General features: G+C 61.6%; 26 protein-coding genes. 2 read left to right on the top strand and 24 right to left on the bottom strand.

Annotation, left to right across the window (positions count from 1 at the left end; translation table 11 throughout):
* Positions 1-68: 68 nt before the first annotated feature.
* Complete coding sequence (locus GEOBRER4_RS05610) at positions 69-2,402, bottom strand: DNA internalization-related competence protein ComEC/Rec2 (protein WP_185244579.1); 2,334 nt, start codon at positions 2,400-2,402, stop codon at positions 69-71.
* 397 nt (positions 2,403-2,799) lie between these two features.
* On the opposite strand from GEOBRER4_RS05610, the gene GEOBRER4_RS05605 reads away from it, so the two are divergent.
* Entirely contained in the window at positions 2,800-3,258 is a 459-nt protein-coding gene (locus GEOBRER4_RS05605) for a hypothetical protein (RefSeq protein WP_085813444.1), read from the top strand.
* A 35-nt stretch (positions 3,259-3,293) separates the two neighbouring features.
* Here GEOBRER4_RS05605 and GEOBRER4_RS05600 read toward each other — a convergent pair whose 3' ends face one another.
* From GEOBRER4_RS05600 to sppA, 13 genes are all read right to left on the bottom strand, one after another.
* Complete coding sequence (locus GEOBRER4_RS05600) at positions 3,294-4,181, bottom strand: radical SAM protein (protein WP_185244578.1); 888 nt, start codon at positions 4,179-4,181, stop codon at positions 3,294-3,296.
* A gap of 141 nt (positions 4,182-4,322) precedes the next feature.
* On the bottom strand, positions 4,323-4,850 hold the full coding sequence (locus GEOBRER4_RS05595) for a hypothetical protein (protein WP_185244577.1): 528 nt from the start codon (positions 4,848-4,850) through the stop codon (positions 4,323-4,325).
* Between the two features lie 341 nt (positions 4,851-5,191).
* Entirely contained in the window at positions 5,192-6,439 is a 1,248-nt protein-coding gene (gene glyA, locus GEOBRER4_RS05590; protein WP_185244576.1) for a serine hydroxymethyltransferase, read from the bottom strand.
* A gap of 94 nt (positions 6,440-6,533) precedes the next feature.
* Entirely contained in the window at positions 6,534-6,989 is a 456-nt protein-coding gene (rpiB, locus tag GEOBRER4_RS05585) for a ribose 5-phosphate isomerase B (protein ID WP_185244575.1), read from the bottom strand.
* A gap of 1 nt (position 6,990) precedes the next feature.
* Complete coding sequence (gene fabF, locus GEOBRER4_RS05580) at positions 6,991-8,223, bottom strand: beta-ketoacyl-ACP synthase II (protein ID WP_185244574.1); 1,233 nt, start codon at positions 8,221-8,223, stop codon at positions 6,991-6,993.
* Between the two features lie 86 nt (positions 8,224-8,309).
* Entirely contained in the window at positions 8,310-8,543 is a 234-nt protein-coding gene (gene acpP, locus GEOBRER4_RS05575; protein WP_085813450.1) for an acyl carrier protein, read from the bottom strand.
* A gap of 139 nt (positions 8,544-8,682) precedes the next feature.
* On the bottom strand, positions 8,683-9,423 hold the full coding sequence (gene fabG, locus GEOBRER4_RS05570; protein ID WP_185244573.1) for a 3-oxoacyl-[acyl-carrier-protein] reductase: 741 nt from the start codon (positions 9,421-9,423) through the stop codon (positions 8,683-8,685).
* Positions 9,420-10,355, bottom strand: coding sequence for an ACP S-malonyltransferase (gene fabD, locus GEOBRER4_RS05565; protein ID WP_085813452.1), 936 nt, complete (start codon positions 10,353-10,355; stop codon positions 9,420-9,422). Before fabD ends, fabG begins: the two co-directional genes overlap by 4 nt.
* A gap of 68 nt (positions 10,356-10,423) precedes the next feature.
* Positions 10,424-11,404, bottom strand: coding sequence for a beta-ketoacyl-ACP synthase III (locus GEOBRER4_RS05560; protein WP_185244572.1), 981 nt, complete (start codon positions 11,402-11,404; stop codon positions 10,424-10,426).
* Positions 11,401-12,459: a phosphate acyltransferase PlsX gene (plsX, locus tag GEOBRER4_RS05555; protein ID WP_185244571.1), complete on the bottom strand. Its 1,059-nt coding sequence runs from the start codon at positions 12,457-12,459 to the stop codon at positions 11,401-11,403. Before plsX ends, GEOBRER4_RS05560 begins: the two co-directional genes overlap by 4 nt.
* A 54-nt stretch (positions 12,460-12,513) precedes the next feature.
* On the bottom strand, positions 12,514-12,696 hold the full coding sequence (rpmF, locus tag GEOBRER4_RS05550) for a 50S ribosomal protein L32 (RefSeq protein ID WP_015721360.1): 183 nt from the start codon (positions 12,694-12,696) through the stop codon (positions 12,514-12,516).
* 14 nt (positions 12,697-12,710) lie between these two features.
* The gene (locus GEOBRER4_RS05545) at positions 12,711-13,247 is read right to left on the bottom strand and encodes a YceD family protein (RefSeq protein ID WP_185244570.1); all 537 of its coding nucleotides are present in this window, start codon (positions 13,245-13,247) and stop codon (positions 12,711-12,713) included.
* 105 nt (positions 13,248-13,352) lie between these two features.
* Positions 13,353-14,234 (bottom strand): signal peptide peptidase SppA, encoded by an 882-nt coding sequence (sppA, locus tag GEOBRER4_RS05540; RefSeq protein WP_185244569.1) that lies wholly within the window; start codon positions 14,232-14,234, stop codon positions 13,353-13,355.
* A gap of 223 nt (positions 14,235-14,457) precedes the next feature.
* Here sppA and GEOBRER4_RS05535 point away from each other — a divergent pair, with 223 nt between their 5' ends.
* Positions 14,458-14,922: a metallophosphoesterase family protein gene (locus GEOBRER4_RS05535; RefSeq protein WP_085813457.1), complete on the top strand. Its 465-nt coding sequence runs from the start codon at positions 14,458-14,460 to the stop codon at positions 14,920-14,922.
* On the opposite strand, the gene GEOBRER4_RS05530 is transcribed toward GEOBRER4_RS05535, so the two are convergent.
* From GEOBRER4_RS05530 to GEOBRER4_RS05485, 10 genes are all read right to left on the bottom strand, one after another.
* On the bottom strand, positions 14,919-15,308 hold the full coding sequence (locus tag GEOBRER4_RS05530; protein WP_085813458.1) for a hypothetical protein: 390 nt from the start codon (positions 15,306-15,308) through the stop codon (positions 14,919-14,921). The two genes, GEOBRER4_RS05535 and GEOBRER4_RS05530, sit on opposite strands and share 4 nt — an antisense overlap.
* Before the next feature lie 146 nt (positions 15,309-15,454).
* Positions 15,455-15,844, bottom strand: a complete 390-nt coding sequence (locus GEOBRER4_RS05525; protein WP_185244568.1) for a response regulator — start codon at positions 15,842-15,844, stop codon at positions 15,455-15,457.
* Positions 15,845-15,860: 16 nt separating this feature from the next.
* Complete coding sequence (locus GEOBRER4_RS05520) at positions 15,861-16,790, bottom strand: ABC transporter substrate-binding protein (protein ID WP_185244567.1); 930 nt, start codon at positions 16,788-16,790, stop codon at positions 15,861-15,863.
* Positions 16,791-16,839: 49 nt separating this feature from the next.
* Entirely contained in the window at positions 16,840-19,014 is a 2,175-nt protein-coding gene (locus tag GEOBRER4_RS05515) for a porin family protein (RefSeq protein ID WP_185244566.1), read from the bottom strand.
* Positions 19,015-19,032: 18 nt separating this feature from the next.
* Positions 19,033-20,058 carry a DmsE family decaheme c-type cytochrome gene (locus tag GEOBRER4_RS05510; RefSeq protein WP_185244565.1) on the bottom strand — a complete coding sequence of 342 codons (1,026 nt, stop codon included), beginning with the start codon at positions 20,056-20,058 and terminating at the stop codon, positions 19,033-19,035.
* 1 nt (position 20,059) lies between these two features.
* Entirely contained in the window at positions 20,060-20,890 is an 831-nt protein-coding gene (locus GEOBRER4_RS05505) for an ABC transporter ATP-binding protein (protein WP_185244564.1), read from the bottom strand.
* Positions 20,891-21,074: 184 nt separating this feature from the next.
* Positions 21,075-21,503 (bottom strand): hypothetical protein, encoded by a 429-nt coding sequence (locus GEOBRER4_RS05500; protein WP_185244563.1) that lies wholly within the window; start codon positions 21,501-21,503, stop codon positions 21,075-21,077.
* A gap of 54 nt (positions 21,504-21,557) precedes the next feature.
* Positions 21,558-21,962, bottom strand: a complete 405-nt coding sequence (locus tag GEOBRER4_RS05495) for a CoA-binding protein (protein ID WP_185244562.1) — start codon at positions 21,960-21,962, stop codon at positions 21,558-21,560.
* A gap of 22 nt (positions 21,963-21,984) precedes the next feature.
* Positions 21,985-22,080: a twin-arginine translocase TatA/TatE family subunit gene (locus tag GEOBRER4_RS05490; RefSeq protein WP_143424266.1), complete on the bottom strand. Its 96-nt coding sequence runs from the start codon at positions 22,078-22,080 to the stop codon at positions 21,985-21,987.
* A 17-nt stretch (positions 22,081-22,097) separates the two neighbouring features.
* The gene (locus tag GEOBRER4_RS05485) at positions 22,098-23,039 is read right to left on the bottom strand and encodes a tetratricopeptide repeat protein (protein WP_185244561.1); all 942 of its coding nucleotides are present in this window, start codon (positions 23,037-23,039) and stop codon (positions 22,098-22,100) included.
* Positions 23,040-23,044: the final 5 nt, after the last annotated feature.

The following is a 23,044-nucleotide window of genomic DNA, read 5'->3' as shown; positions in this document are numbered from 1 at the left end:
ATCTCCAGTGAACGCCGGGTATATTCGGGATAATGCCCGCATAAACTATCAGATTGAAGTCAGAAGTGTCAATTAAAATGCCCCCAAGGTACTGAGACAGTAACCTTGCCATCTGGTGCCATGACAGCCTCGATTGTGCCTTCCTGATCTGTGCGATAGACCCGGACGCCGTGCCTTTGCAGACGGGAGATAGTACTTGGAGCCGGAAGCCGGAACACGTTGGCGTATCCCGACGATATCACGGCCTCTTTGGGCGAGAGCGCGGCGAGAAACTCTTCGCAGGTCGAGTGCCTGCTGCCGTGGTGCGCCACCTTCAAAAGCGAAGAAGGCGACAGCGTGCCGCGCGCCAGGAGCGCCCGTTCCCCGTTTTCCCGCAGGTCCCCGGTGAGAAGCACCGAAGCACCCCCATGGCTTAACCTGAAGACCAGCGACGAGTCGTTGGCATCATCGGAAGCAGGCTGGCCGGCCGCCAAAGGCCAGAGCGACTGCACCACAGCGCCTCCGGCCGCAAAGACTGAGCCCTCGCCGTCCAGCCTGCGCACCGGCACCCCGCGCGCCGCCAGTATCCACTTGAGCTGCCGGTAGTCATGGGCGCTCGAAGGGAGGGCGCTCTCCCAGAACTCCCCCACCTCGAAACGGGCAGCAAGGTAGGAGACACCCTGCAGATGGTCCGGATGTTCGTGGGTGAGCACCAGGTAATCGATCCGCCGCACCCCAAGGGCCCGCAGCGCCGGTAGCAGCAGGCGCGGTCCCACGCGGGCCGAGGTATCATTCGCATTCCCTCCGCCGTCCACCAGCATCCACTTGCCGTCGGGGAGATGGGCAAGCGTCGCGTCCCCCTGCCCCACACTCAGAAAGTACAGGTGCATCAGTCCGCTGCCGGTGGCTCCTGACGGAACAGCCCGCCACACAAGGGCCAGGAGCAGGGGAGAGAGCGCCGCCAGTCGCTTGATTCTTGATTTGGGGAAGGTGACGGCGCAAAGCGCCAGGCAGGCAAGCAGCAAATCCAGCTTTCCCGGAACGTACCCGGTCAGCACCGGAGCCAGGGAGAGGTATTCGATCACCCGGTCCGAGACGCGAACGAGCAGCGCCGCTAGCTGAAGCAGCGCCTGCGCCGCGGGCTCGTAAATATGGCTCAGGCAAAGCGAGGCGAAACCCGCGACCACTGCCCCGTATCCCATGAGCGGCACGACCAGGAGGTTCGCGACCAGCCCGATCAGGCTCACCCGCTGGAAGTAGTAGGCGACGGGAACCAGGGTGGCCACGACCGCAGCCAGCGAGGCGACGGCAAGAAGCAACAGCCAGCGCAGCAGCGCAGGGACCCCGGCAAACCGTCCCGCCAGAGGGGGAGCGAGGACAGCGAGTCCCCAGATCGCCAGAAAGGAAAGTTGGAACGACACCTCGAAAAAGATCTGGGGGGAGACAAACAGGATGGCGCAGGCGGCAAGCATCACGGTGTTGATTGGATCCAGCTCGCGCCTTAGGTGCAGGGCAGCCACCACGGCGCAGATCATCAGCACGCTTCTCAGCGTGGCCGGAGCTGCCCCGGAGAGCAGCAGGTAGAAGAGCAGCACCGGCAAGACCGAGAGCGGAAGCAGCTGCTTCAGGTTCAGGCGCAGCGCCAAAGTCTCGCTGCGTCGCGCGGCGAAGTACATGAGATGGAACACCGCCAGGAAGACGATCCCCACATGAAAGCCCGAAATTGAGAGTATGTGGTTCACCCCGCTTCTGGCGTAGGCATCCTGCAGCTGTTCGGGGACGTCCCCCTTGTCTCCCAAAAGCAGCGCCTTGAGTACTCCCCCCTCGCTGCCGGGTACCTCCTTCTCTATGAAGCGACCAAGCGAAGCGGCCAGCCGGTCCACCCGGTGTGCTAGTCCCGCCCCTGACCGCAGCAGTACGATCTCACTTGCCTCCAGTACGAAGCCGGTGGCGAAAATGCCCTGGTAGGCAAGACGGCGCGCCTGCTCAACCTCTCCGGGCAACCCGAAGTCGCGCGGTTGGCGGATCCTGGAGCGGAAAACGACCCGGTCGCCGCTGCAAAAAGGCACCCTCCCCTCTCTGACGTAAACCAGCAGACGACCATGTGCCGCTGTCTCGCCCGATCCGATCCAAAGCCGCTCCACCTGCAGGTACAGTTTCGCTCCTCCGGTAACCGTCCCCTCCGGGCGCTGGTCCACCACCCCCTCGACAAGGGCCGGTTCGTCGCCGGCGACCGCGACGAGATGATCGACAGGGCGCAGAAAGGGAGAGAGCGAGAGGGCGCCCCAGACGAAGAAGAGCAGCGACAGCGAGAGCTGGAAGGGGAACCGGCTCCTGACGAAGCAGGCGGAGAGGGCGACGGCAAGTAGCGCCGGAAGGGCCCAGGGAGAAGGGAGCGCATCAGCGAGATCGGCGCTGACCAAGCCGGCGATCAGAGAGGCAAGCGGTACCAGCAGGGGTCTCTCCAGAGGTGCCTCCTCTTTTCATGATTTCCGCGCGGCTACCTGGCATGGCCGCAGGCTCGACCACCGTCGTTTTATATCACAGCGCACCCCCGCCACAAGCTATCCGCAGCTGGACAGCCGCTGTTCACAGTTCGCCACCACTCTAAACACCTGATTCGCCGATGATTGATCACTGACTGAACCGTTTGATGTGCATCTTTAGCACAGCCGCAACAGGAGATACCACAGCGGCAAAGGGTGTGGTCGACGTTAAATATGATCGCAATTTCAGCATCTTGCAGCAAAAGATGGAGCTCCAATCATTTTGGTACGCCGGTTGAAAAGAAGAGACAAATGGAAAAACGGGGGTGACACGATGGGATACCGAGATCGCAGCACTGACGACAGGTCTGGAGCACATGGCTACTGCATCATGGAGGTTCGGCTCAGGAAGAAGAACGCGCCTGCCGGCACGAAAGACGATCTGCGGTTCATGACCGTCGACAGCCACTGGGAAACGCTGCGCTTTGTCCAGGACAACATGGACGAGTGCGTGGGGAACGTAGTGCGCCTCAAGCGCATGGAGCGCAGCCCCGAACAACAGGTGGACGAAAGCGCGGCGCTGTTCCAAAGGAACCTGGAGCCGCTGGTCTCTTCGCTGGCAGCGACCCAGGGGCAGGGTGTGATGGACAAGCTCTCGACATCCTTGAAAAAAGCACTCTTGCTCATGGTCATGGAGCGCTATCAGAGCGACCGGGAAAAGGCCTGCCAGGTGCTGGGGATCACCCGGGAGAAACTCGAAAGGGAACTGCAACTCTGCGGCGTGCCCCGCTAAGGGAGCCGCGCCGCTTACGTCTGGCGTGTCACCGCCTAATAATATTCTTCCTGATAAGAAGGGATCTCCGCACACCAGCGGGGGTCCCTTTTTGCTTGATCCAAGGCGGCATCCACCGTCGCAATCAGGCGCTCCCGGTCCTTTGGATAGCTGCCGGCCAGGTTCAGGAAGTTCGAGACATGGTTGGAGCGCAGGATGGTGCCCTGGGGCTCGAGGCGCTCCAGGAGGGCCCGCGTTTCCAAAAGGATCTCGCCATGGCTCAAAGGCTCGATCAGCTTCAGGAAATCGTCGTTGTGACGCTGGAACATGGTGAGAAGCGAGAAGTACTCAGGGGAGAGCGCGCTCACCCACTTGGCCGTGGCTGCGGCATGCTCGGCGCTCCGTTTCCTGCCGGCGAGCCCCAGGATAGCGGTTACCGAGAGCTTCATCCCCGCAGCTTTTGCCTTGCGGCACAACTCCAACATCTCAGTCGGCTCAAACCCCTTGTCCACCAGTTTGAGCGTCTCCGCATCGCCGCTTTCCAGCCCGAAGTAGAGGATGCGCAATTTCTTGCCGCGCAGGACGGCAAGGTCCTCGCCGCTCTTGGTGCTCAGGCTGTTCGGTGAGGCGTAGCCCCCCACCCGGGTGAGCGCCGGAAAGGTTTCGGCAAGCAGATCGAGGATCGCCTCCAGCCCCTTTTGCGGGTAGATGAGCGCGTCGCCGTCGGCAAGAAAGACGCGCCTGACCTGTCCGCGGTAGCGCGGCGGCAGGGAGAGGATCTCGGCGCTGATCTCGTCGAGGCTGCGAACGCGGAAGCGCTTCATCTTGTACATCCCGCAGAACCTGCACCTGTTCTGGGAGCAGCCGATGGTGATCTGAAAGATCAGGCTCCCCGCCTCTGAGGGGGGGCGAAAGAGCGGCTCGTCGTAGTTGAAGAAGTACATGCGTCAGGTCCTCTCCATTCCGTTGTTGAGCCCCGCAATGGGGCCCGCCAACCATACCGGAGTCCCCCCGTCCCTTTCCACAAAAAAGTGCTGATAAAAGAAAATCCCCCTGCAGGAGGGAGATCTGTGCCGGGAGAAGGACTACTCGACGAGGCGCAGCCCTTTTAGCTGTGCGGTAAAGGGAGCCGATACCCCGACCTCCCCCTTCTCCACCGAGGCGAGATCGGTGACCCTCGCAAGAATCCAACCGTCCCCGCTTTGATCCCTTACCACGACCAGCGCACCCGGACGCAGATCTCCGGGGGATGCGGGATGACTCTTCCAGTAGTGCGACCCCATGACCACCGTGCCGTCAGGCTGCCTGACGCAGCTTGTAGGCGCCTCCGGCTCGTCGGGCACGGCGACCTCTTCGGTGCAGGGCCTGACGCCCAGCCACCCGTTGGAGCCCAGCTCCTCGTCAGCCACGAAGTACAGGTGGTCGTCCGCGGGAAGCCTCAGCGTGGCGGCTTCAGCCAAGGCTGCTTCCACGCTGCGGTTTTCCTCTCGCACTTTCAGGGTTCGCTCCATGGTGCTCAGTGCGTCGGCGACGGAGTTCAGGGACTCCAACGGATCTTCGGCGCGGCAAGGGACGGCAATGGCAATAAAAAGGAACATGGCAAGAACACGCATGGTCCACCTCCTCAAACGATCTCCGCCCAACATTATCATCCATTAACTTTCATTGCAACAGAGTTAAGTGAATTATTTTTCATACTCAAGCAAGAACATGAGCATACTCATTCATGGGCAAAGCGTTGAGTGTGTCTGTATTAAGGGGGGAACTGTCTAGACAAAGAGGCAGAGCAGGAATGCAGCCACTCAGCGTGACACTGGAAGAGAAGCTGGGCTTTACGGTCTATGACACAGGCGGGAATACTACTGAGGGGATCTGCTTGTACCAGAACGGTATAAAAAAAAGGGGGGCGATGCAGATCGCCCCCCTTCCTCTTATAACCCCGGTTGCCGCTCCTCTAGGCGAGGCGGTCGGCGTACATGGGGAAGCGCTTCATCAGCGCGTTGACCTGGGTCTTCACGGCCGCGAGCTTGGCGTCGTCGCTGACGTTGCCGAGAACCTCGGCGATGAACCCTGCCACCTGCTCCATCTCCGCCTCTTTCAGCCCGTGGCTGGTCGCAGCGGGGGTGCCGATGCGGATGCCGGAGGTGATGAAAGGCGAACGGGTGTCGAAGGGGATGCCGTTCTTGTTGACGGTGATCCCGGCGCGGTCGAGCGCCTCCTCGGCCACCTTGCCGGTCAGCTCGGTCTGGGAGAGGTCAACCAGCATCAGGTGATTGTCGGTGCCGCCGGAGGTGAGCTTGAAGCCGCGCTTCATAAGCCCTTCGGCAAGCGCCTTGGCGTTCTTGACGATCTGCCCCTGATACTGCTTGAACTCGGGGGTCAGCGCCTCCTTGAAGGCAACGGCCTTGGCGGCTATGACGTGCATGAGCGGCCCGCCCTGGATGCCGGGGAAGATGTTGGAGTTGAGGGTCTTGGCCCAGTCCTCGCGGCACATGATCATGCCACCGCGCGGCCCGCGCAGCGTCTTGTGGGTGGTGGTGGTGACGAACTCGGCGTAGGGAACCGGGCTCGGGTGCAGCCCAGCCGCGACGAGACCGGCGATGTGCGCCATGTCGACCATGACCACGGCGCCCACCTTGTCGGCGATGCGGCGGAAGGCCTCGAAGTCGATGATGCGCGGGTAGGCCGACGCGCCGACCACGATCATCTTCGGCTTGTGCTCGAGGGCGAGACGCTCGGTCTCCTCGTAATCGATGGTCTGGGTCTCCTTGGAGACGCCGTAGGGGACGATGTTGAAGAGCTTGCCGGAGAAGTTCACCGGGCTGCCGTGGGTCAGGTGGCCGCCGTGGGCGAGGTTCATCCCGAGCACGGTGTCGCCGGGCTTCAGCACGGAGAAGTAGACAGCCATGTTGGCCTGGGAACCGGAGTGCGGCTGCACGTTGACGTGATCGGCACCGAAGAGCTCCTTGGCGCGGTCGATGGCGAGGTTCTCCACCACGTCGACGCAGTGGCAACCCCCATAGTAACGCTTGCCGGGGTACCCTTCCGCGTACTTGTTGGTAAGGACCGAGCCCTGCGCTTCGAGCACCGCCGGAGAGACGAAGTTCTCCGAGGCGATAAGTTCGAGGTTGTACTCCTGGCGCTCAGTCTCGTGCCTGATCACCTCCGCGACTGCCGGGTCAAATGTTTCCAGTACTGACATTTTTGTTTTCTCCTAAAAAGCGAGTTGAAATGAGAAAACGGGACTCCGGAGAGTCCCGTTGTTGCTGATTACGGATGCTGCTATGTGGCGGAAATCAGGAAAGCCTGGTCCCCAGTTCGCGCTCGACTGCGGTGATCTTGTCCAGGCGCCCCTGGTGCCTTCCCGCGGCGTAGGTGGTATCAAGCCAGGCGGCCACCATCTCGCGGGCGAGCTTGGTTTCCAGCACGCGTCCGCCGAGAACCAGGATGTTGGCGTTGTTGTGCTCCTTCGCCATGGTCGCCATGAAGACGTCCGTGGCGAGCGCCGCGCGCACTCCCGGGAACTTGTTGGCCACGATTGACATGCCGATCCCGGTGCCGCAGACCAGGATCCCCTTCTCCGCGCTCCCTTCCGAGACGCGGCGAGAGACGGCCACCCCGAAATCGGGGTAGTCGACCGAGTCGCCGTTGTGGGTGCCCAGATCCTCGCAGGGAATCCCCCGCTCTTCGAGCAGCTTCTTGATCGCGTTCTTCAGATCGAGCCCGCCATGATCACTACCGAGGACTATCATGCTACACCTTCTTGAACAGCAGCGACGCGTTGGTGCCGCCGAAGCCGAAGGAGTTGCTCATCGCGTACTCGATGTTCGCCTCGCGCGCGCTGTTCGGGACGTAATCCAGGTCGCACTCGGGGTCCGGGTCGGTGTAGTTGATGGTCGGGGGGACCACGGAGTTCTTCATCGCCATGAGGGAGAACACCGCCTCAACGCCGCCGGCGGCGCCCAGGAGGTGGCCGGTCATCGACTTGGTGGAAGACACCATCAGCTTGTAGGCATGGTCGCCGAAAACGGTCTTGATGGCCGTGGTCTCGCCGACGTCGCCGTACGGGGTAGAGGTGCCGTGGGCGTTGATGTAGCCGACCTGCTCCGGGTTGATGCCTGCGGTGCGCAGCGCCATCTTCATGCAGCGCGCCGCGCCCTCGCCGCCGGGGGCGGGAGAGGTCAGGTGATAGGCGTCGCCGGAAAGGCCGTAGCCGACAATCTCGCCGTAAATCTTGGCGCCGCGTGCCTTGGCCGCCTCGTACTCCTCGAGCACCACGATGCCGGCCCCTTCGGAGAGGATGAAGCCGTCCCTCCCCTTGTCAAAGGGCCTGGAGGCCGCCGTCGGGTCGTCATTGTTGGTGGAGAGCGCCTTCATCACGGAGAAACCGCCGATCCCCAGGGGGGTCACGGTCGACTCGGTGCCGCCGGCGATCATGGCGTCGGCATCGCCGCGCTGGATCATGTGGTAGGCGTCGCCTATGGAGTGGGTACCGGTGGCGCAGGCCGAGACGGAAGAGACGTTGGGTCCCTTGGCGCCGTACTTGATGGAGATGTGCCCCGGAGCAAGGTTGATGATCAGCATCGGGATGAAGAACGGGGAGATCTTCTTGTAGCCACCCTCCTGCAGCGCCGTGTGGTAACGCTCGATGGCGGGGAGGCCGCCCAGGCCGGCGCCGACCAGGACGCCGACGCGCTCGGCGTTCTCTTCGTTGATCACGAGGCCCGAGTCTTCCATGGCGAAATGGGCTGCGGCAAGCCCGTACTGGATGAAGAGATCCATCTTCTTGATCTCTTTCTTATCGATGAAATCCTCGGGGACGAAGTCCTTCACCTCACCCGCGATCTTCACCGGCAGGTCAGAGGCATCAAAACGGGTGATCGGGGCGATACCGGACTTGCCGGCCACCAGTGCATCCCAGTTCTTGCCGTTTCCGGTACCAAGCGGGGAAACCACACCGACTCCCGTAACAACAACTCTTCTCATACTCTCAGCTCTCCTTGAAAAACTGTCTCAAACATCGCCGCCGATCGGCGGTATGAAAAAGGGGAAGTAAAACTCCCCCCTTCCTACTAGGTATGCTCGGTGATGTAGTCGATTGCGTCCTGTACCGACTGGATTTTCTCGGCGTCTTCGTCGGAGATTTCAATTTCGAACTCTTCTTCGAGGGCCATTACCAGTTCCACGGTATCCAGGGAGTCGGCGCCCAGGTCGTCCATGAAGGAAGACTCATTGGTCACCTGTGCCTCGTCCACACCGAGCTGTTCGGCAACTATTTCTTTGATGCGTTTTTCGATCGAAGCCATCTATACCACCTCCATTTGATTGAAACGTTCAGACGATTTTGATTTTGTTCTGGTGAAGCCTGCTATTTCATAGCATGAAAAGTTAAATTTGCAAAAGGTATTTTTGGCGCTGAAACTAAAAACAATGCCGTTAGCCGGCTCACATGTACATACCGCCGTTGACCGAGAGGACATGCCCGGTGATGTAGGCCGCCGCGTCCGAAACCAGGAACAAAACGGCCCCTGAGATGTCGTCGGCCGAGCCCAGCCGCCCCATGGGGATCTGCTCCTGGAGCGACTCGCGGGTCTTTTCGGAGAGCTCGCTGGTCATGTCGGTCTCGATGAAGCCGGGGGTGACCGCGTTCACCGTGACGTTCCTGCGTGCGAGTTCCTTGGCCACCGACTTGGTGAGGCCGATCATACCCGCCTTGGAGGCGCAGTAGTTCGCCTGCCCCGGGTTCCCCATCTCGCCCACGACCGAGGAGACGTTGACGATCCTGCCGTAACGCGCCTTGGACATGATCTTCGCGGCCTCCCGGGTGCAGTTGAAGCTTCCCTTCAGGTTCACGTCGAGCACCGCGTCCCAGTCCTCTTCCTTCATCCTCAGAAGCAGCCCGTCCTTGGTGATCCCTGCGTTGTTCACCAGGATGTCGACCTTGCCGAAGGCGGCTACGGCCTCCTTGAAGAGCGCCTCCACCTCGGAGACGACGGAAACGTCGACCTTCACCGCGAGCGCCTTGCCGCCTGCAGCCGTGACCTCGTCCGCAGTGCGCGCCGCCCCCTCTTTGGTGGTGGCGGTGACAACTACGGCAGCACCCTGCTGCGCGAGTCTCAGCGCGATGGCGCGGCCGATGCCGCGGGAGGCGCCGGTGACTATGGCTACCTGTCCGTTCAAGCTCATATCGCCCCTCCTGTCAAAGCCTTCACGCCGGCCACGTCCTGGACGTTGAAGCTGACGGTTTCCTTGTTGATCCGCTTCACCAGGCCGGCGAGAACCTTGCCCGGGCCGATCTCGACGAAGTTGGTAACGCCGGCGGCGATGATCTGCTGCACGATCTGGTCCCACAGGACCGGGGCGCAAACCTGCTCCACCAGAAGCGGCTTCACGCGGGCTGCATCGGAGTTCGGCTTCGCCTCCACGTTGGTGACCACCGGGGTCGCAAGGGGGTTCACCTGCACCGGCTGAAGCGTCTCGGCAAGGCGCTCGGCCGCCTTCTGCATCAGTGCGCAATGAAAGGGGGCGCTGACCGGAAGGAGCATCGCCTTCCTGAACCCTTTCGCCTTGGCGATCTCGATGGCACGGTTGACCGCTGCGGTATGGCCTGCTACCACGATCTGTCCCGGCGAGTTGAAGTTGGCAGGGGAGACCACCTCACCCTGCGCCGCCTCGGCGCAGATCTCCGCGAGCTGGTCGGCCTCGGCGCCGAGGATCGCCGCCATGGCGCCCACGCCGACGGGGACCGCGTCCTGCATGAAGCTGCCGCGCGCCCTTACCGTCCTCAGCGCGTCGGCGAAGTCGAGAGCACCCGAGGCAACCAGCGCGGAGTATTCGCCCAGCGAGTGGCCGGCGAGAAACGACGGGGTGAGCGGACTCTCCTCCCTGAGCACCCTCAAGGCGGCGACGCTCGCCGCGAGGATCGCGGGCTGCGTGTTGGCAGTGAGCTTCAGCTCCTCCTCGGGCCCTTCGAAGCAAAGGCGCGAAAGGGAGAAGCCCAGCGCGTCGTCCGCCTCTTCGAAGCAGATCCTGGCGCTCTTGAAGTTATCCGCCAGTTCCTTGCCCATCCCGGCATGCTGAGACCCCTGCCCGGGAAAGATGAATGCATAAGATTGCATAGGTAACCTCTTTTCTCTTAGTTAACCAATCCACCTTCGCTGAAGCTTCGGTGGACACGGCCTGCGGCCTACCAGCGCACCAGCGCGGCGCCCCAGGTGAGTCCGCCGCCGAAGGCGTCCAGAAGCAGGATATCCCCTTCCTTCAGCCTGCCGGCACGCACCGCCTCGTCCAAAGCGATCGGGATCGAGGCCGCCGAGGTGTTGCCGTAGTGGTCCAGATTGACGAAGACGCGCTCGCCGGTTATGCCGAGCCTCTTGCCGATGGAGTCGATGATCCTCTGGTTGGCCTGGTGCGGGATGAACAGGGAGACGTCGTCGGGGGTGAGCCCGTTGGCCGAAAGCGCCTCCTGAGCAACCTCGCCCATGGCGCGCACCGCGAGCTTGAACACCTCGTTCCCCTGCATACTCAGGTAGACCAGTCGGTCGTCCAGGTTCTTCTGCGTCGCCGGGTTGCGGCTCCCCGCACCCTTCTGGTACAGGATCTCCCAGTAGTTGCCGTCGCTGTGCATGTGGGTGGAGAGAACGCCGCTCTCACCTTCCACCGCCTCAAGGACCACGGCGCCGGAACCGTCGCCGAAGAGCAGGCAGGTGTTGCGGTCGGTCCAGTCCACGATACGGGAAAGGACCTCGGCGCCGATCACCAGTGCCTTCTTGACCTTGCCGGAGAGGATGTACTTCTCGGCGGTAGCGAGGGCGTAGATGAAACCGGAGCAGGCGGCTGATAGGTCGAAGCAGAATGCGTTGGGGGCTTTGATGATCTGCTGGACGATGCAGGCGGTAGCGGGGAAGGGGAAATCGGGGGTCAGGGTGCCGACCACGATCAGGTCGAGTTCCTCAGGGGCAACGCCTGCAGCCTCCAGCGCCCTTTGCGCCGCGAGAGCCGCGAAGGTCGAGGTGTACTCCCCTTCCGAGGCTATGCGCCGCTCCCGGATCCCGGTCCGGGCGACGATCCATTCGTCGCTGGTGTCCACCATCTTTTCAAGGTCGAAATTGGTCAGTACTTTCTGCGGCACGGCAGAGCCGGTACCGGTGATCTTCGGACGAATCATGAAGCAACCCTTTCTGTTCCTGCGTCGGGCGCCTGGGCACCCTCACGCTCGCGTGCGTCGCCGGGGAAACTCTCGTTGAGCTTCTCGGCCATGCGGCCGTTCACCCCCTTGAGCGCATATTCATGAGCAAAGCGGATCGCGTTTTTAATCGCCTTGGGATTGGAACCGCCGTGGCAGATCATGCCGACGCCGTTGATCCCGAGGAGCGGCGCGCCGCCGTACTCAGCGTAGTCTACGGTTTTCTTGAAGTTATTGAAGGCCTTGCGGCTTAGGAGGTAGCCGATCTGTGACAGGAAGCTGCTTTTGATCTCGGCCTTGAGCATCTTGCCCACGGCCTCAGCGAGCCCTTCTGAGAGTTTCAGCGCCACGTTGCCGACGAAGCCGTCGCAGACGACCACATCGACCGAGCCGTTGAAGATGTCGCGCCCCTCGACGTAGCCGATGTAGTTGATCGGCTTTTCGCGCAAAAGCGCACTGGTTTCGCGGGTGAGCTCGTTGCCCTTGCTCGCCTCCTCGCCGTTGGAGAGCAGGCCAACCTTGGGGTTGTCGACACCCATGACGAACCTGGCGTACACCTCGCCCATCACGGCGAACTGCACCAGATGTATCGGCTTGCAGTCGACGTTGCCGCCGACGTCGAGTACGAGGGTCTTGCCGGAGACGGTGGGAAAAAGCTGGGCGATCGCGGCGCGGTCGATCCCTTTCATCCTTTTCAGCACGAACATGCCGGCCGCCATGGTGGCGCCCGAGTTGCCCGCGCTTACCACGGCGACGGCCTCGCCACCCTTCACGAGCTCGAAGGCGACGCGGATGGAGGAATCCTTCTTCTTGCGCACCGCGTCGGAAGCGGAGTCGTGCATGCCGACCACTTCCGAGGCATGCCAGACCTCGATGTCGAGCCCTTTGCAGTTGTGGCGGGCGAGTTCGGCTTGGACCTTTTCGACGTCTCCGACCAGGGTGACCGGCACGCCGAACTCCCTGGCCGCAGCTACTGCACCTTCCACTTCAACATGAGGGGCGTTGTCGCCCCCCATTACATCGACAGCAACTCTCATATTTCCCCTGGGGAACGTATTCCGTACAGTCACGACAGTGTGAAACCGGGAAGACTAGAGTTCTTCGGCTTTCAGCACCTGGCGTCCCTTGTAGGTGCCGCAGGAAGGGCAGACGCAATGCGGGAGCTTGGGGGCTTTGCACTGGGGGCAGGTCGAGACAGTGGGAGCGGTCAGGAAGTCGTGTGCACGCCTCATGTTCTTGCGCGACTTGGAGGTCTTCTTCTTAGGTACAGCCATGGTAATTCTCCTTTTTACTTTTCTATCTTGATCTTCTTCAGAGCGGCCATCTTCAAGTTAATCCCGCCGCGATCGCAGCCGCATTCTCCGGCGTTCAGGTCAGCGCCGCACTGCGGGCAAAGCCCCAGGCACGACTCTTTGCACAAAGGCTTGTAGGGTACTTCCAGCATCACCTGTTCCGCGATCTCGGGCGCCAGGTCGATCTCGTCTCCGGTGTAGCTGGCGGAGATCAGTTCCTCGTCGGAGAGTTCAACCTCCTCGTCGAGTTCATCACCCTTGGCTTCCGTATAGAAGATGGTGAACTCAGAGGAGATGGGGGACTCGTACTCGGCAAGGCAGCGCGAGCAGGTAAGCTTCACCGCAGTTTCCACCTTGCCCGTCGCCCTCACATGGTCGTATTCCCAGATCGCCGAGACCTGGGCTGCCACCGGCGTGGTGAAGCTGCACTCGCCCGCTTTTTCCATCTCCATTAGAGCTGGAAAGTGTGAGGCGGGCTCCACTTCGGAGAGATCGACCTGCTTCTTCTTAACCTTCTCGATCTCTATCTTCAAGACGGTCTCCCCCTTTTTCAAAGTTTCCCAGTATATAGATGGCGACTTTTTTGTCAAGGCAAATCTGAGGAACAACAAGCCTTCCCCAGTGCATGTAGACGCCCTTTACCAGCCCAACCGGTAGTCGAGAGAGACGCCACTGTCTGAGCCGGAAAACTGTTCCAGACGCTGCTCGGCCCGCTCAGTCAGAACGCTGAAGATCCTGGTCTTTTTCTTGGGAGGACGTATCAGCTCCGGCTCCCCCTTGATCCCGCCAAGCCTTCCCGCCTCCTCGACCGCATCCTGCAGGGTGCCGATCTTATCCACCAGTTTTTCAGCCAGCGCCTGCTCCCCGGAGAAGATCCTGCCGTCGGCGATGGCGCGCACCTTTTCGACAGGCAGCCTCCTCCCCTCGGCGACCGCCTTGATGAACTGCTGGTGCGTGCTGTCGATCACCCCCTGCAGCATGCTTCTCTCTTCGTCGCTCATGGGACGGACCGGGGAGCCCACGTCCTTGAACTTGCCGGTCTTGATGGTGAAGGCCTTCAACCCTACCTTGTCCATCAGCCCCTCGATGTTTGAGAACTTCATCAAGACGCCGATGCTCCCGGTGATGGTGCCGGGGTTGGAGTAGATGAGGGTGGCCGGCGCCGCCGCGTAGTATCCCCCCGAAGCTGCGACGCTCCCCATGGAGACCACCACCTTCTTCACCTTCGCGAGCCCCTTCACCGCCGCGTAGATCTCCTGCGACGGGCCGACGACGCCTCCCGGCGAATCTATCCGCAAGACGACCGCCTTCACCCGATCGTCCTTTTTCAGCTCACGCAGCTGCCGCACCGTCTCCTGGCCGTCGACGATCATCCCCTTCAGCTCGACTAGGCCGACGCCGTCGCCTCTCAAGCTCTCCCCGTCGTTCAACACCGCCTTGACGATGGCGACGCAGGCCAGAAAGAGCAGCAACACGCCGACTATGAACAATGATCCATAGAGCATGCATCCTTTCTTCATTTCTTCCTCCCAAACCTGACCGCAGTCAGCGGCAAATCAGCCAGTGCTTTGTGTAAACCGAAAGAGAGAGTTTTTTCCTTGTCATGCGCTTGGACGTTATCCTATATCTGTAATGGGCGCATGACAAAGCCAGGCTGCCGGCGCCAACAACTCTACACCATGAACGGTAGCGCGCAAAAATAAAATCAGCCGGCGCGAAACCGCAGCAACGATAAGAGGAACTATGAGATTACTTGTTATCTCCGACAGCCACGGCAATTACGCACATGCTTTCAGGGCGCATCAGATGGCCGGCGATGTCGACGGGATAGTCCATTTGGGTGACGGCTCCGAGGATGCACGCATGCTGGAAGAGGTGCTGGGAGTGACGGTGCACAAGGTGGCTGGAAACTGCGACTTCGACCGGTGCCTGCCGGCGGAGCTCACCCTGGAGCTGGGGGAGTGCCGCATCCTGGCGACGCACGGCAACAGGGAGCGGGTGAAAAGCGGGTTGAAAGAGCTCATCGGCAAGGGGGTCGCGGCGAAGGCGTCGGTGGTCCTCTACGGACACACGCACCTTCCCGCGGTCGAAGCGGCAGACGGCATGCTGCTGGTGAATCCCGGTCCGCTGAAGGAAGGCTTACCCGGAAGCTTCGCCATCGTCACCGTCCACGGTGCCACGGCCAGCGCCGAGATCTACCCGCTCTAGCAGCCGCAGCCGCAGTTATGGCAGACCTTGCGGTTCTCGCTGTCGGGGGCGACCGTTTCAGGGGCAAACGCGATCCGGTTCACGGCGCGCCTTATGTCCTCGAGCGGGTCGAGGTGGGGGCTTTGTCCGATGACGTGTCCCACGCAGACGTTGCTGATCCCGTCGGAGGGGGAGGCGATACGGACCGAATTCAACAGGTCGCCGTAGCTCTTCACCTCTATCACCTCGCCGCAGGCAACCCCCTGCTGCAGCGTGATGCCGAAGCGCTCCAGTTCCTGCGCCAGTTCCGCGAAAAACAGATCGAAGGTCACCCCGGTCAGGGGGCTTTCCCACTCAGGCCTGCTTTGTGTCCGCCCGTAGCAAGTCAGCCTCATATGTTTTGCCATTCTTTAACCCCAGAAGAAACAGGGACTGGGGGCTAGGGGCTGGGGGCTGGCAAAATCAAAAAGCCAAACCCGTCCCGCGGCGCCTCATCCCTTATAGATATTGTTCAACTGCTAGTCCCTAGTCCCTAGCCCCTAGCCCCTTGCCTCTAGCCCCTAGCCCCTGCTTTGCGATGCATGGAGCTGAAGATCATGTCCAGCACCGCCTTTTGCTTCGCCTCGTACTTATTCAATACGGCAAGGCAGGTCCCCATAGGGAACTGCTCGTGCAGGTAGTCCGAATCCCGCCCCGACAGGATCACGATCCTGTTCTTGTCCATCCCCAGAGAGAGCGCGAAGTTGAGGATCTTGGTCCCGTCCAGCATCGGCATTTCCAGGTCGACCAGCAGCAGGTCTATCTCCTGCTCCTTGAGCGCTGTTAGCGCCTCCAAGGGATCAGTACATCCGACCACCTCCAAAAGCGGATAGAGAGCCCGGATCTTGTCAGTCAACGCCCCGATAAACGGGGCATCGTCATCCACAATAAGAATCTTTCCCATCAATACCTCAACCTATCTATTTAAGAACCCTGGTCGCTGCCGTGAGGACCGGGAAGGGAACGTTCAGGTCAATCGACTTGGCCGCCTTCATGTTGACGATCAGGTCGACGCGCTTGGGGGTCACCACCGGGAGCTGGGACGGCTTCTTCCCGCCCAGGATGCGCGCCACGTAATCGGCCGCCACCTGACCCTGCTCGACCGGGTCCGCCTCCAGCGAGATGGTCGCCCCCCTGTGGGCCGCCCCGGGCATCTGGGAGATCACCGGGATCTTCAGATCGCTGGCCCGGTGCACTATCTTCTCGAAATTGCGGCCGCCGGAGGTGCACTCGGTGACGTAGATGCAGTCGACGCGGGAGGCGAAAAGGGACGCGAGCGCGGCATCGAAGCCGGCTGCGGAGGACAGGTTCGCCTCGACCAAGGTGATCCCGGCTTGCGCGGCTATCCTGCGTGCCTCCTTCAACTGCACCTGGGCCCCCTCCTCCCTGCTGGCGCACACGACGCCCAGGGACCGGATCGGCTTGAGCCCCATGGCGGTCTTGATCAGGGTGACCAGGGGGACCTTGGAACTTATCCCGGCGGCGTTGCGGCCGCTCGAAGCCATGCTTTTGGCCACCCCGGTCTCGACCGGCCCGTAGACGTCGGCATACACTACCGGGATATCGTGGGATTCCCGAAGGGCGGCAAGTGCGGCGGAAGTCCCGTAGGCGACGATGACGTCGGCCCCGATGGCACTGAACTTGCGCACGCTGTTGGACCAGGAGATGAGGTCGGGGTTGGGGGTCTGGGTGATCACCTCGACGTTGCTCTGGTCGTACCCCTTGAGGACGAGCGCCTTCACGAAAGCCTTGTGGGCCTCGCGGTAGCGCGGCAGGTCACAGGTCAGAAGCGCCGCGACCAGTTTTCCGGCCGCGCGGGAGTCCGACGCCGGGACCAGGGCGCATATCATAATCAGCAGGAGTATGAAGCGGATAAGTTTCAGGGTACCTGCTCCTTGGCTACCACTTTGCCGCGACCACGGCTACTATTGCATGAGCCGAGCCGTCGAAGATGCTGTTTTCCGGATTCTTGTCGTCGTAATCCCTGAAGGTGTACTCAAGCGAGGTCGACAGCACCTGGCTGAAGCGATATTCTCCCCGCGCCGAAACGGTGCGCTGCACGGCCCGGAATTGGCTCAACTCCCCGATCCCGGTGGTGCTCCCGGGAATGCCGACCGTAAAGACGGCGGATTCGGGGGTGAAGGTCGAGGTCGATTCGCTTTGCTGCAGCGAAAGCGAGAGGTCGAGCTTCTCGGTCGCAGCGTATGAGGCGTTCAAGGAATAGACATGGGCCCGGCTCAGATACTCCGCCCCGGCCTGGCTGGGGACGAAGACACCGGTGAAGAGCACTGGCTGGTCGATCTTGTTGCGCTGGTAAGAGTAGTTCACCCCCAGGGTCAGCCGGTGCAGGGGAACGAACCATGCACCCAGGTTCGAGTTCCCACTGCGCTTGTCCCTGTAGGTCAGCGGCGAAGAGACGTAGCTCACCGGGTCGGGGTTCGCCCGGTCCAGCAGAATCAGGTAGTGCGGGACCTCGTCGTTCTTGTCATGCCTGAACATGGCATGCGCGGTCAATCCCCACACGTTGCTGCGCGTGTAGTTCGCCAGAAGCTTCCCCTCGCGCCTCTCGCCGAATGACGCACCGTAGGAGGGATGGTCCGTCGCTGCGTAGGTCAGGTGGGCGCTGGTGCGCAGTCCCTTGATCGGGCGGTAGTGCGCCGCCAGCGAAGCCGTATTGGTGTTGGAGTTCTCAGGCAGGGCCCAGGTGCTGTCGCTCGGGAACAGGGAGACGTGCTTTCTCTGCAGGAAATCGCCGCGGTACTCGCCCACAAGCGACAGGTCCAGTCGCGGCCTGTAGGAGACCGTGGCGATGACGATGTCCTTGACCGTGTCGACGGGCGGGCGGGACGGGGTTGCGGGAATGAGCAGGTTGCTGCTCAGGACCGCGCCGCGGTTGCCGTGGTCCACTTCCTGGCGCCGGTACTTGACCGAGAAGGTGTACTCGCGATTGGGGGTGTAGACGAAGTCGCCGGCGGCGTTTTGCAGGTAGGTCCTGGCGTGCTGCACCCCGGTGGTGTCGGTCAAACGGGAGAGGTTTTCGCGCTGCTCCACGGCATAGGAGGCGCCGGCGACGAGCCCCCCGGACATCGAGCTGTGCAGCTTTACCGTGTGAGAGTAGAAACGGCTGTCGGGGTTATCGTTGTGCTGTTGCATCCCGGCGAGGGTGACGGGGTTCCCGGCCAGGTCGTCGCGCGCCTGGTACAGCGCCACCGGGGTGGAGAGCCTGTCCTCGAAAGAGCGGAACTTGAAGTCGTAGATCAGGTCCACCGGGCCCAGATGCGCGTCGAAACCCAGGCGCCCTTCCTGGACCTGCTGGCTCACCGGCCTCGCCTCGGCAAAGACCCGGTTCACCATCCCCTCGAACGATGTGTCCGCGAAGATCTGCTGCACGGTCCCTTCCTTCTGGTAACGCCAGTACCCAAGGTTCAGGTGCAGGGGGAAGTTGTGCAGACGGTAGCGGAAATCGGCCCGGTCCTGCACCACGCTGACGCCGTAGTCGGCGCCGGCGTCAAGCTGGCTGGGCGCGTAGTTCGCGATGACCGGAGGATCGCCCGGGTTGGCGGGGGGGCTGTTGCTGAAAAAGTCAAAGGGCTGGGTGAAAAGGAGTTCTCTGTCCAGGTTGTGGTAAAGGGACTCGGTCCTCAGATGCAGGCGGTAATCGCCGCGGTAGTCGAGGAGCAGGTCGCCGTGGTAGTCGTTCTCGTTTAAGTAGAACCCTTCCAGCTCGAGGTTGCTGTCCTTTTCCATGTGCCGGTAAAAGACGCCGCCGGCGCGGCTTGAGTCTAGAAAGCCGTATTCCAGGGCGCGCCCGGCGTTTCCGTTTTTGAAGAGAAAGCTGTACCCCAGCGAGCCTCCCTTTTTTTCCAGCACGTCGACATGCCGGTCGTACTCCGGAAGCTGGCCCGGGTCTATGAGGAGCTCCGGTTCCGGCTCCGCGGGCGCCTGCAACAGCTCGGCGTCTGCCGCCGGCACCTCGACGATGTCCGCTTCCGCCGCGCAGACGCTACCGGCCGCCAACAGCAGCAAGATAAGAGGCGAGATTACGGTTGATACAAGATCAAGCGGCTTGTTCACCTTCCGGCTCCTTTGGCGTTACTGGCGCAGCGTGCCCCTGCCAGTCAGCGCCTGGGAGGGGGTATCGGTGCCGTGCACCTGGGAATGGCAGTCGGTGCAACGGTTGTTGAAAAGGTTCTTCAATCCGGGCGCGGGTGCCCCGTTGGCGCCCAGGTCCGATGCAAGATGGCCGGTGTGGCACTGCAGGCAGAGAAACGGCATGCTCGCGCGCAACAGGTTGTTGTTCACCGAGCCGTGGGGGGTGTGGCAATTGGTGCAGGTCTCGGTGACGTCACCGTGCTCGAAGGCAAAGGGCCCCTGCTTCTCCATATGGCACCTGGTGCAGGTCTCCTTGAGGGAGTTCCCCTTGAGCAGGCGCTCCTGAGTCGAGCCGTGCACTTCATGGCAGTCGACGCAGAACATCTTCTTCTCCCGCAGCGGATGGTGCGAAAAGAGCGTGTTTTCGGCCTGGATTTGCGGGTGGCAGCCAAAGCACATCTCCGACATCTGGTCGTGGTTCACCTTCTGCTGGGGTCCCTGATGCAGCTTGTGGCAGTCGAAGCAGCTCACGTCGTTCAGGGCATGGACGCTGGAGCGCCAGTGTGCCAGGGCGGGGATGGACGCGGCGGAGTGGCATTTAAGGCAGATCAGGGACTGGGCCTGCGGGGGGAGATTCCTGATGTCGAGGAACTTCGAGGTGTCACACTTTTTCTTGAGCTTGGTGTTCTCTTCAGGGTCGTCCGGCAGGTGCGCTATGGCGAGGCTTCCCGGACCATGGCACGACTCGCAGTTCACCAGCGGGAGCCCGGTCTCGGGCTTTATCTGCTCGCCGTGGATGCTGTGACTGAAGTCCTCGTTGATCTTGTCGTGGGCGTGGCACTTGGAGACGCAATTGCTGGTCCCCACGTACTCGGCGTCGAGCCGACCCACGATCATCTTTTCGTAGTCGCGGGTGGGCAAGAGCGGTTTGCTCTGTTTTAGTTCGGCGCAGGAGACTGAGATAAGGGGAACGAGCGCCATGAGGACAAACAACTTGATGCGGCGCTGGAGGCGTGCCGGTGCCATGCTATTCCCCCCTTATCCCCTTTGTGGTGGTGTAGATGAAGCCGCGCACGATCGGGTTCTCGCTCCGTTTGATCTCGCGTGGCGTCCCGACCTCGACGATGGTGCCGCCATGCATCATCGCGATGCGGTCGGAGATGTATAGCGCGAAGTTCAGGTCATGGGTGACGATCACCGTCGTGTTCCTGGTGCTTTCCTTGAGCTTGATGATGGTGTTCGCCAGTTCGTCCGTGGTCACCGGGTCCAGCTCCGCGGTCGGCTCGTCGTAGAGGATCAGGTCCGGGTTCATCGCCAGGGACCGGGCGATGGCCACGCGCTTTTTCATCCCGCCGGAAAGCTCGGAGGTCCTGAGCTCCTCCTTGCCGATCAGCCCTACCATCTCCAGCTTCTGCTTGATGATCTCCCGGACCTGCGCTTCCTTGCAGACCCTCTTCTCCCTTAGCCACAGCCCTACGTTCTCCCCCACGGTCAAAGAGTTGAAGAGCGCCGAGGACTGGAACACCATGCTGTAGCGGTAGTCGCGCGCCACGGCGCCCTGGCTCTGCGCGAAGATGGGCATCTCGTCTATGAAGATCTCGCCGGAATCGGGGGTCTCCAGCTTGACTATGTGTTTGAGCAGCACGCTCTTGCCGGTCCCCGAGGGGCCGATGATGCAGAAGGTCTCGCCGGCGTAGATCTCCAGGTTGATGTCCTTCAGCACGTGGTTCGGGCCGAAGAACTTGTTCAACTGCTCGATCCGGATGCCGACTCCCCTGGTATCCGCCAGGTTTACCGGGCGGTGGCTATCTTGGTAAAAAAAGGAGGCGGAAAGCCCGTGTTTTATCTTCTCGAACATCCTTCTCCTTTGAGCGCGCCATGGCCTTGCCGGCGGAAGGCATCCCTCGCCTTGACAGGAGCCTTAAGTTCCCGAGGGCTGGGTGAAACGCGCCACATACTAACAGAGATGGGCGCTTACTGGCAACAGGAATGTTTATGGTAGGTTACGATTTGGTAACGATGAAAAGGCGCTTGCAGCGGGGTTAAAAGAGATAGAGAGAGCGGTTGTCGAACTGGCGCCTGATACGGAAGAGGTAAAGGTTCAAAAGGACGAGAATGACAGTGACGAAAAGGGTGTTGAAGCGGAGGTCGTCCTCGGAGACAGCAACAACGGCGAGCCTTGCGTATTCGTCGAAGGGGATGATGGCGAGGTTGATCCAGGCGTTGCAGATGTCGAAGAGGTTGTAGGCCATCAGGAGCCAGACGGTGAGCTGCTGCCGTTTCAGCACCCCGATCAGCAGGTACAAAGAGATGAGCGAGTCCGCGAAAGCGAGCGCCTTTGCCGCCCCCCCCTCGTAGATGACCCCCAGGAACGGGAAGGGAGCGCCGTAGTTGGAGAAGGCCATCAGCATCGAGAACCCCGCCACTACGGCCAGGGGCAAAAGTGCTAAGCGGGGGCGCTCACCGGACATCGGCGCCCCCCCGCTTCTGCTGCCGCTCTGAAGACCCCGTCCGAGATGCAGCAATCAACGATGCACCACCTTGACATGCTCCTTCAACATGCAGCGGTTCATCACCACCTCTAGCCCTGCGTCCATCGCGGTCCGGGCAGCGGCCTCGTTGACGATCCCCTCCTGCATCCAGACCACCTTGGCCCCCTTCGCTATCGCCTGTTCCACTATCTCCGGCAGGAATTCCGAGCGGCGGAAGACGTCGACGATCTCGATCTCGCCCGGGATGTCGGCGAGTGTCGGATAGCAGCGCTCCCCCAGGACCTCCTGGCAGGCGGGGTTCACCGGGATGATCCGGTAGCCGGCCTTCTTGAGGTAGTGGGCCACCTCGTGGCTCGGCTTGCCGGCATCGGGGGAGAGCCCGACCACGGCGACGGTGCGGTACTTGGTGAGTATCTGCTTCAGGTCCGGTACTGACATGATGCACCTCCGAAGGTCCGATTTACCTCTTGCGCATGCCGCTTAGCGCGACAAAGAAGAAGATTACCACCATTACGCCGGCAATGAAGATCCAGTCGGCCGGGGAAAATCCGAACATAACGCGCTCCCTATTTATTATTGCTGCAGTTTCTCAAGGAGGCTCTTCGCCTCGGCAAACTCGGGGTTCAGCCTCAACGCCTGGCGCAGGTAGGTCCGGGCATCCCCGGCGCCCCCCATGTCCTTGCAGCAAAGGGCCAGTAGATAAGGGATCTCCGCCATGGGGAACTCCAGCGTGAACCAGGCGTCCGCCATGACGTCGTTGAGAATGGCCGCAGCCTCCTGGAACGCCCCTTCTTCCCTGAGCGACATGGCGCAGGCGATCGCCTCCAGGTAGTCGACCGCGGGAACCTTGGGAAGCTCCCCCTTCTCGATCCGCTCCAGCCGGGCGTTCAGTTCCGCAGCGCTCTCCCCCCCCAAATCCGGGAGGAGTCCGCGCCAAAGCGCCGCTGCCTTGTCGTATTTCCCCAGGAGAAAATAAACCTCCGCCAGGGTCGACTTCGCCTTGAGCAGATCGGGGGCAAGGCGCAGCGCCTTCTCCAGGTACGCCTCGGCCTTGTAGAGCGTCACCGTGGAGAGGTGCAGGGCCGAGAAACGCAGCCCCTGTTCCAGGAGCGTCGCCCCTATCTCCAGGGGGAAATTGGCGTCTTCGGGCTCCATGAGGGCGAGAACCCTCAGGAGCTTCACCCGCCGCTCCAGGTAGGGAACCTCAACGTCCTTCTCCCCCAGCATGAGCACATTGGTGGCGAGCTCCGAGAGGTAGTGGGGGTAACCCTTGAGCATCTCGGCGTAGCGCTCGCAATGGCGGCACCCCGGATCGGAGCGGAGCGCCTGGTAGATGCCCCGCCCCACCTCGTCATAGCCCGGCGGCTCCCCCGCGAGCTTTTGCACGTCCTCCTCCAGAAGCGGCAGGGGCTCGGGTCCAAGCGGCAGGACCACCTTGCCGTCCAGGCCGGTTACCTGGCTGCCGGAGGGAGGCTCGTAATAGACAATCCCGGGAATGGGTGTCGTTTCTTCCATATCTG

The sequence above is a fragment of the Citrifermentans bremense genome, from assembly GCF_014218275.1.
GTDB classification, from domain to species: domain Bacteria; phylum Desulfobacterota; class Desulfuromonadia; order Geobacterales; family Geobacteraceae; genus Geomonas; species Geomonas pelophila.
The sequence above is the reverse complement of the archived record's forward strand: the minus strand, read 5'-3'. Positions and strand labels throughout refer to the sequence as shown.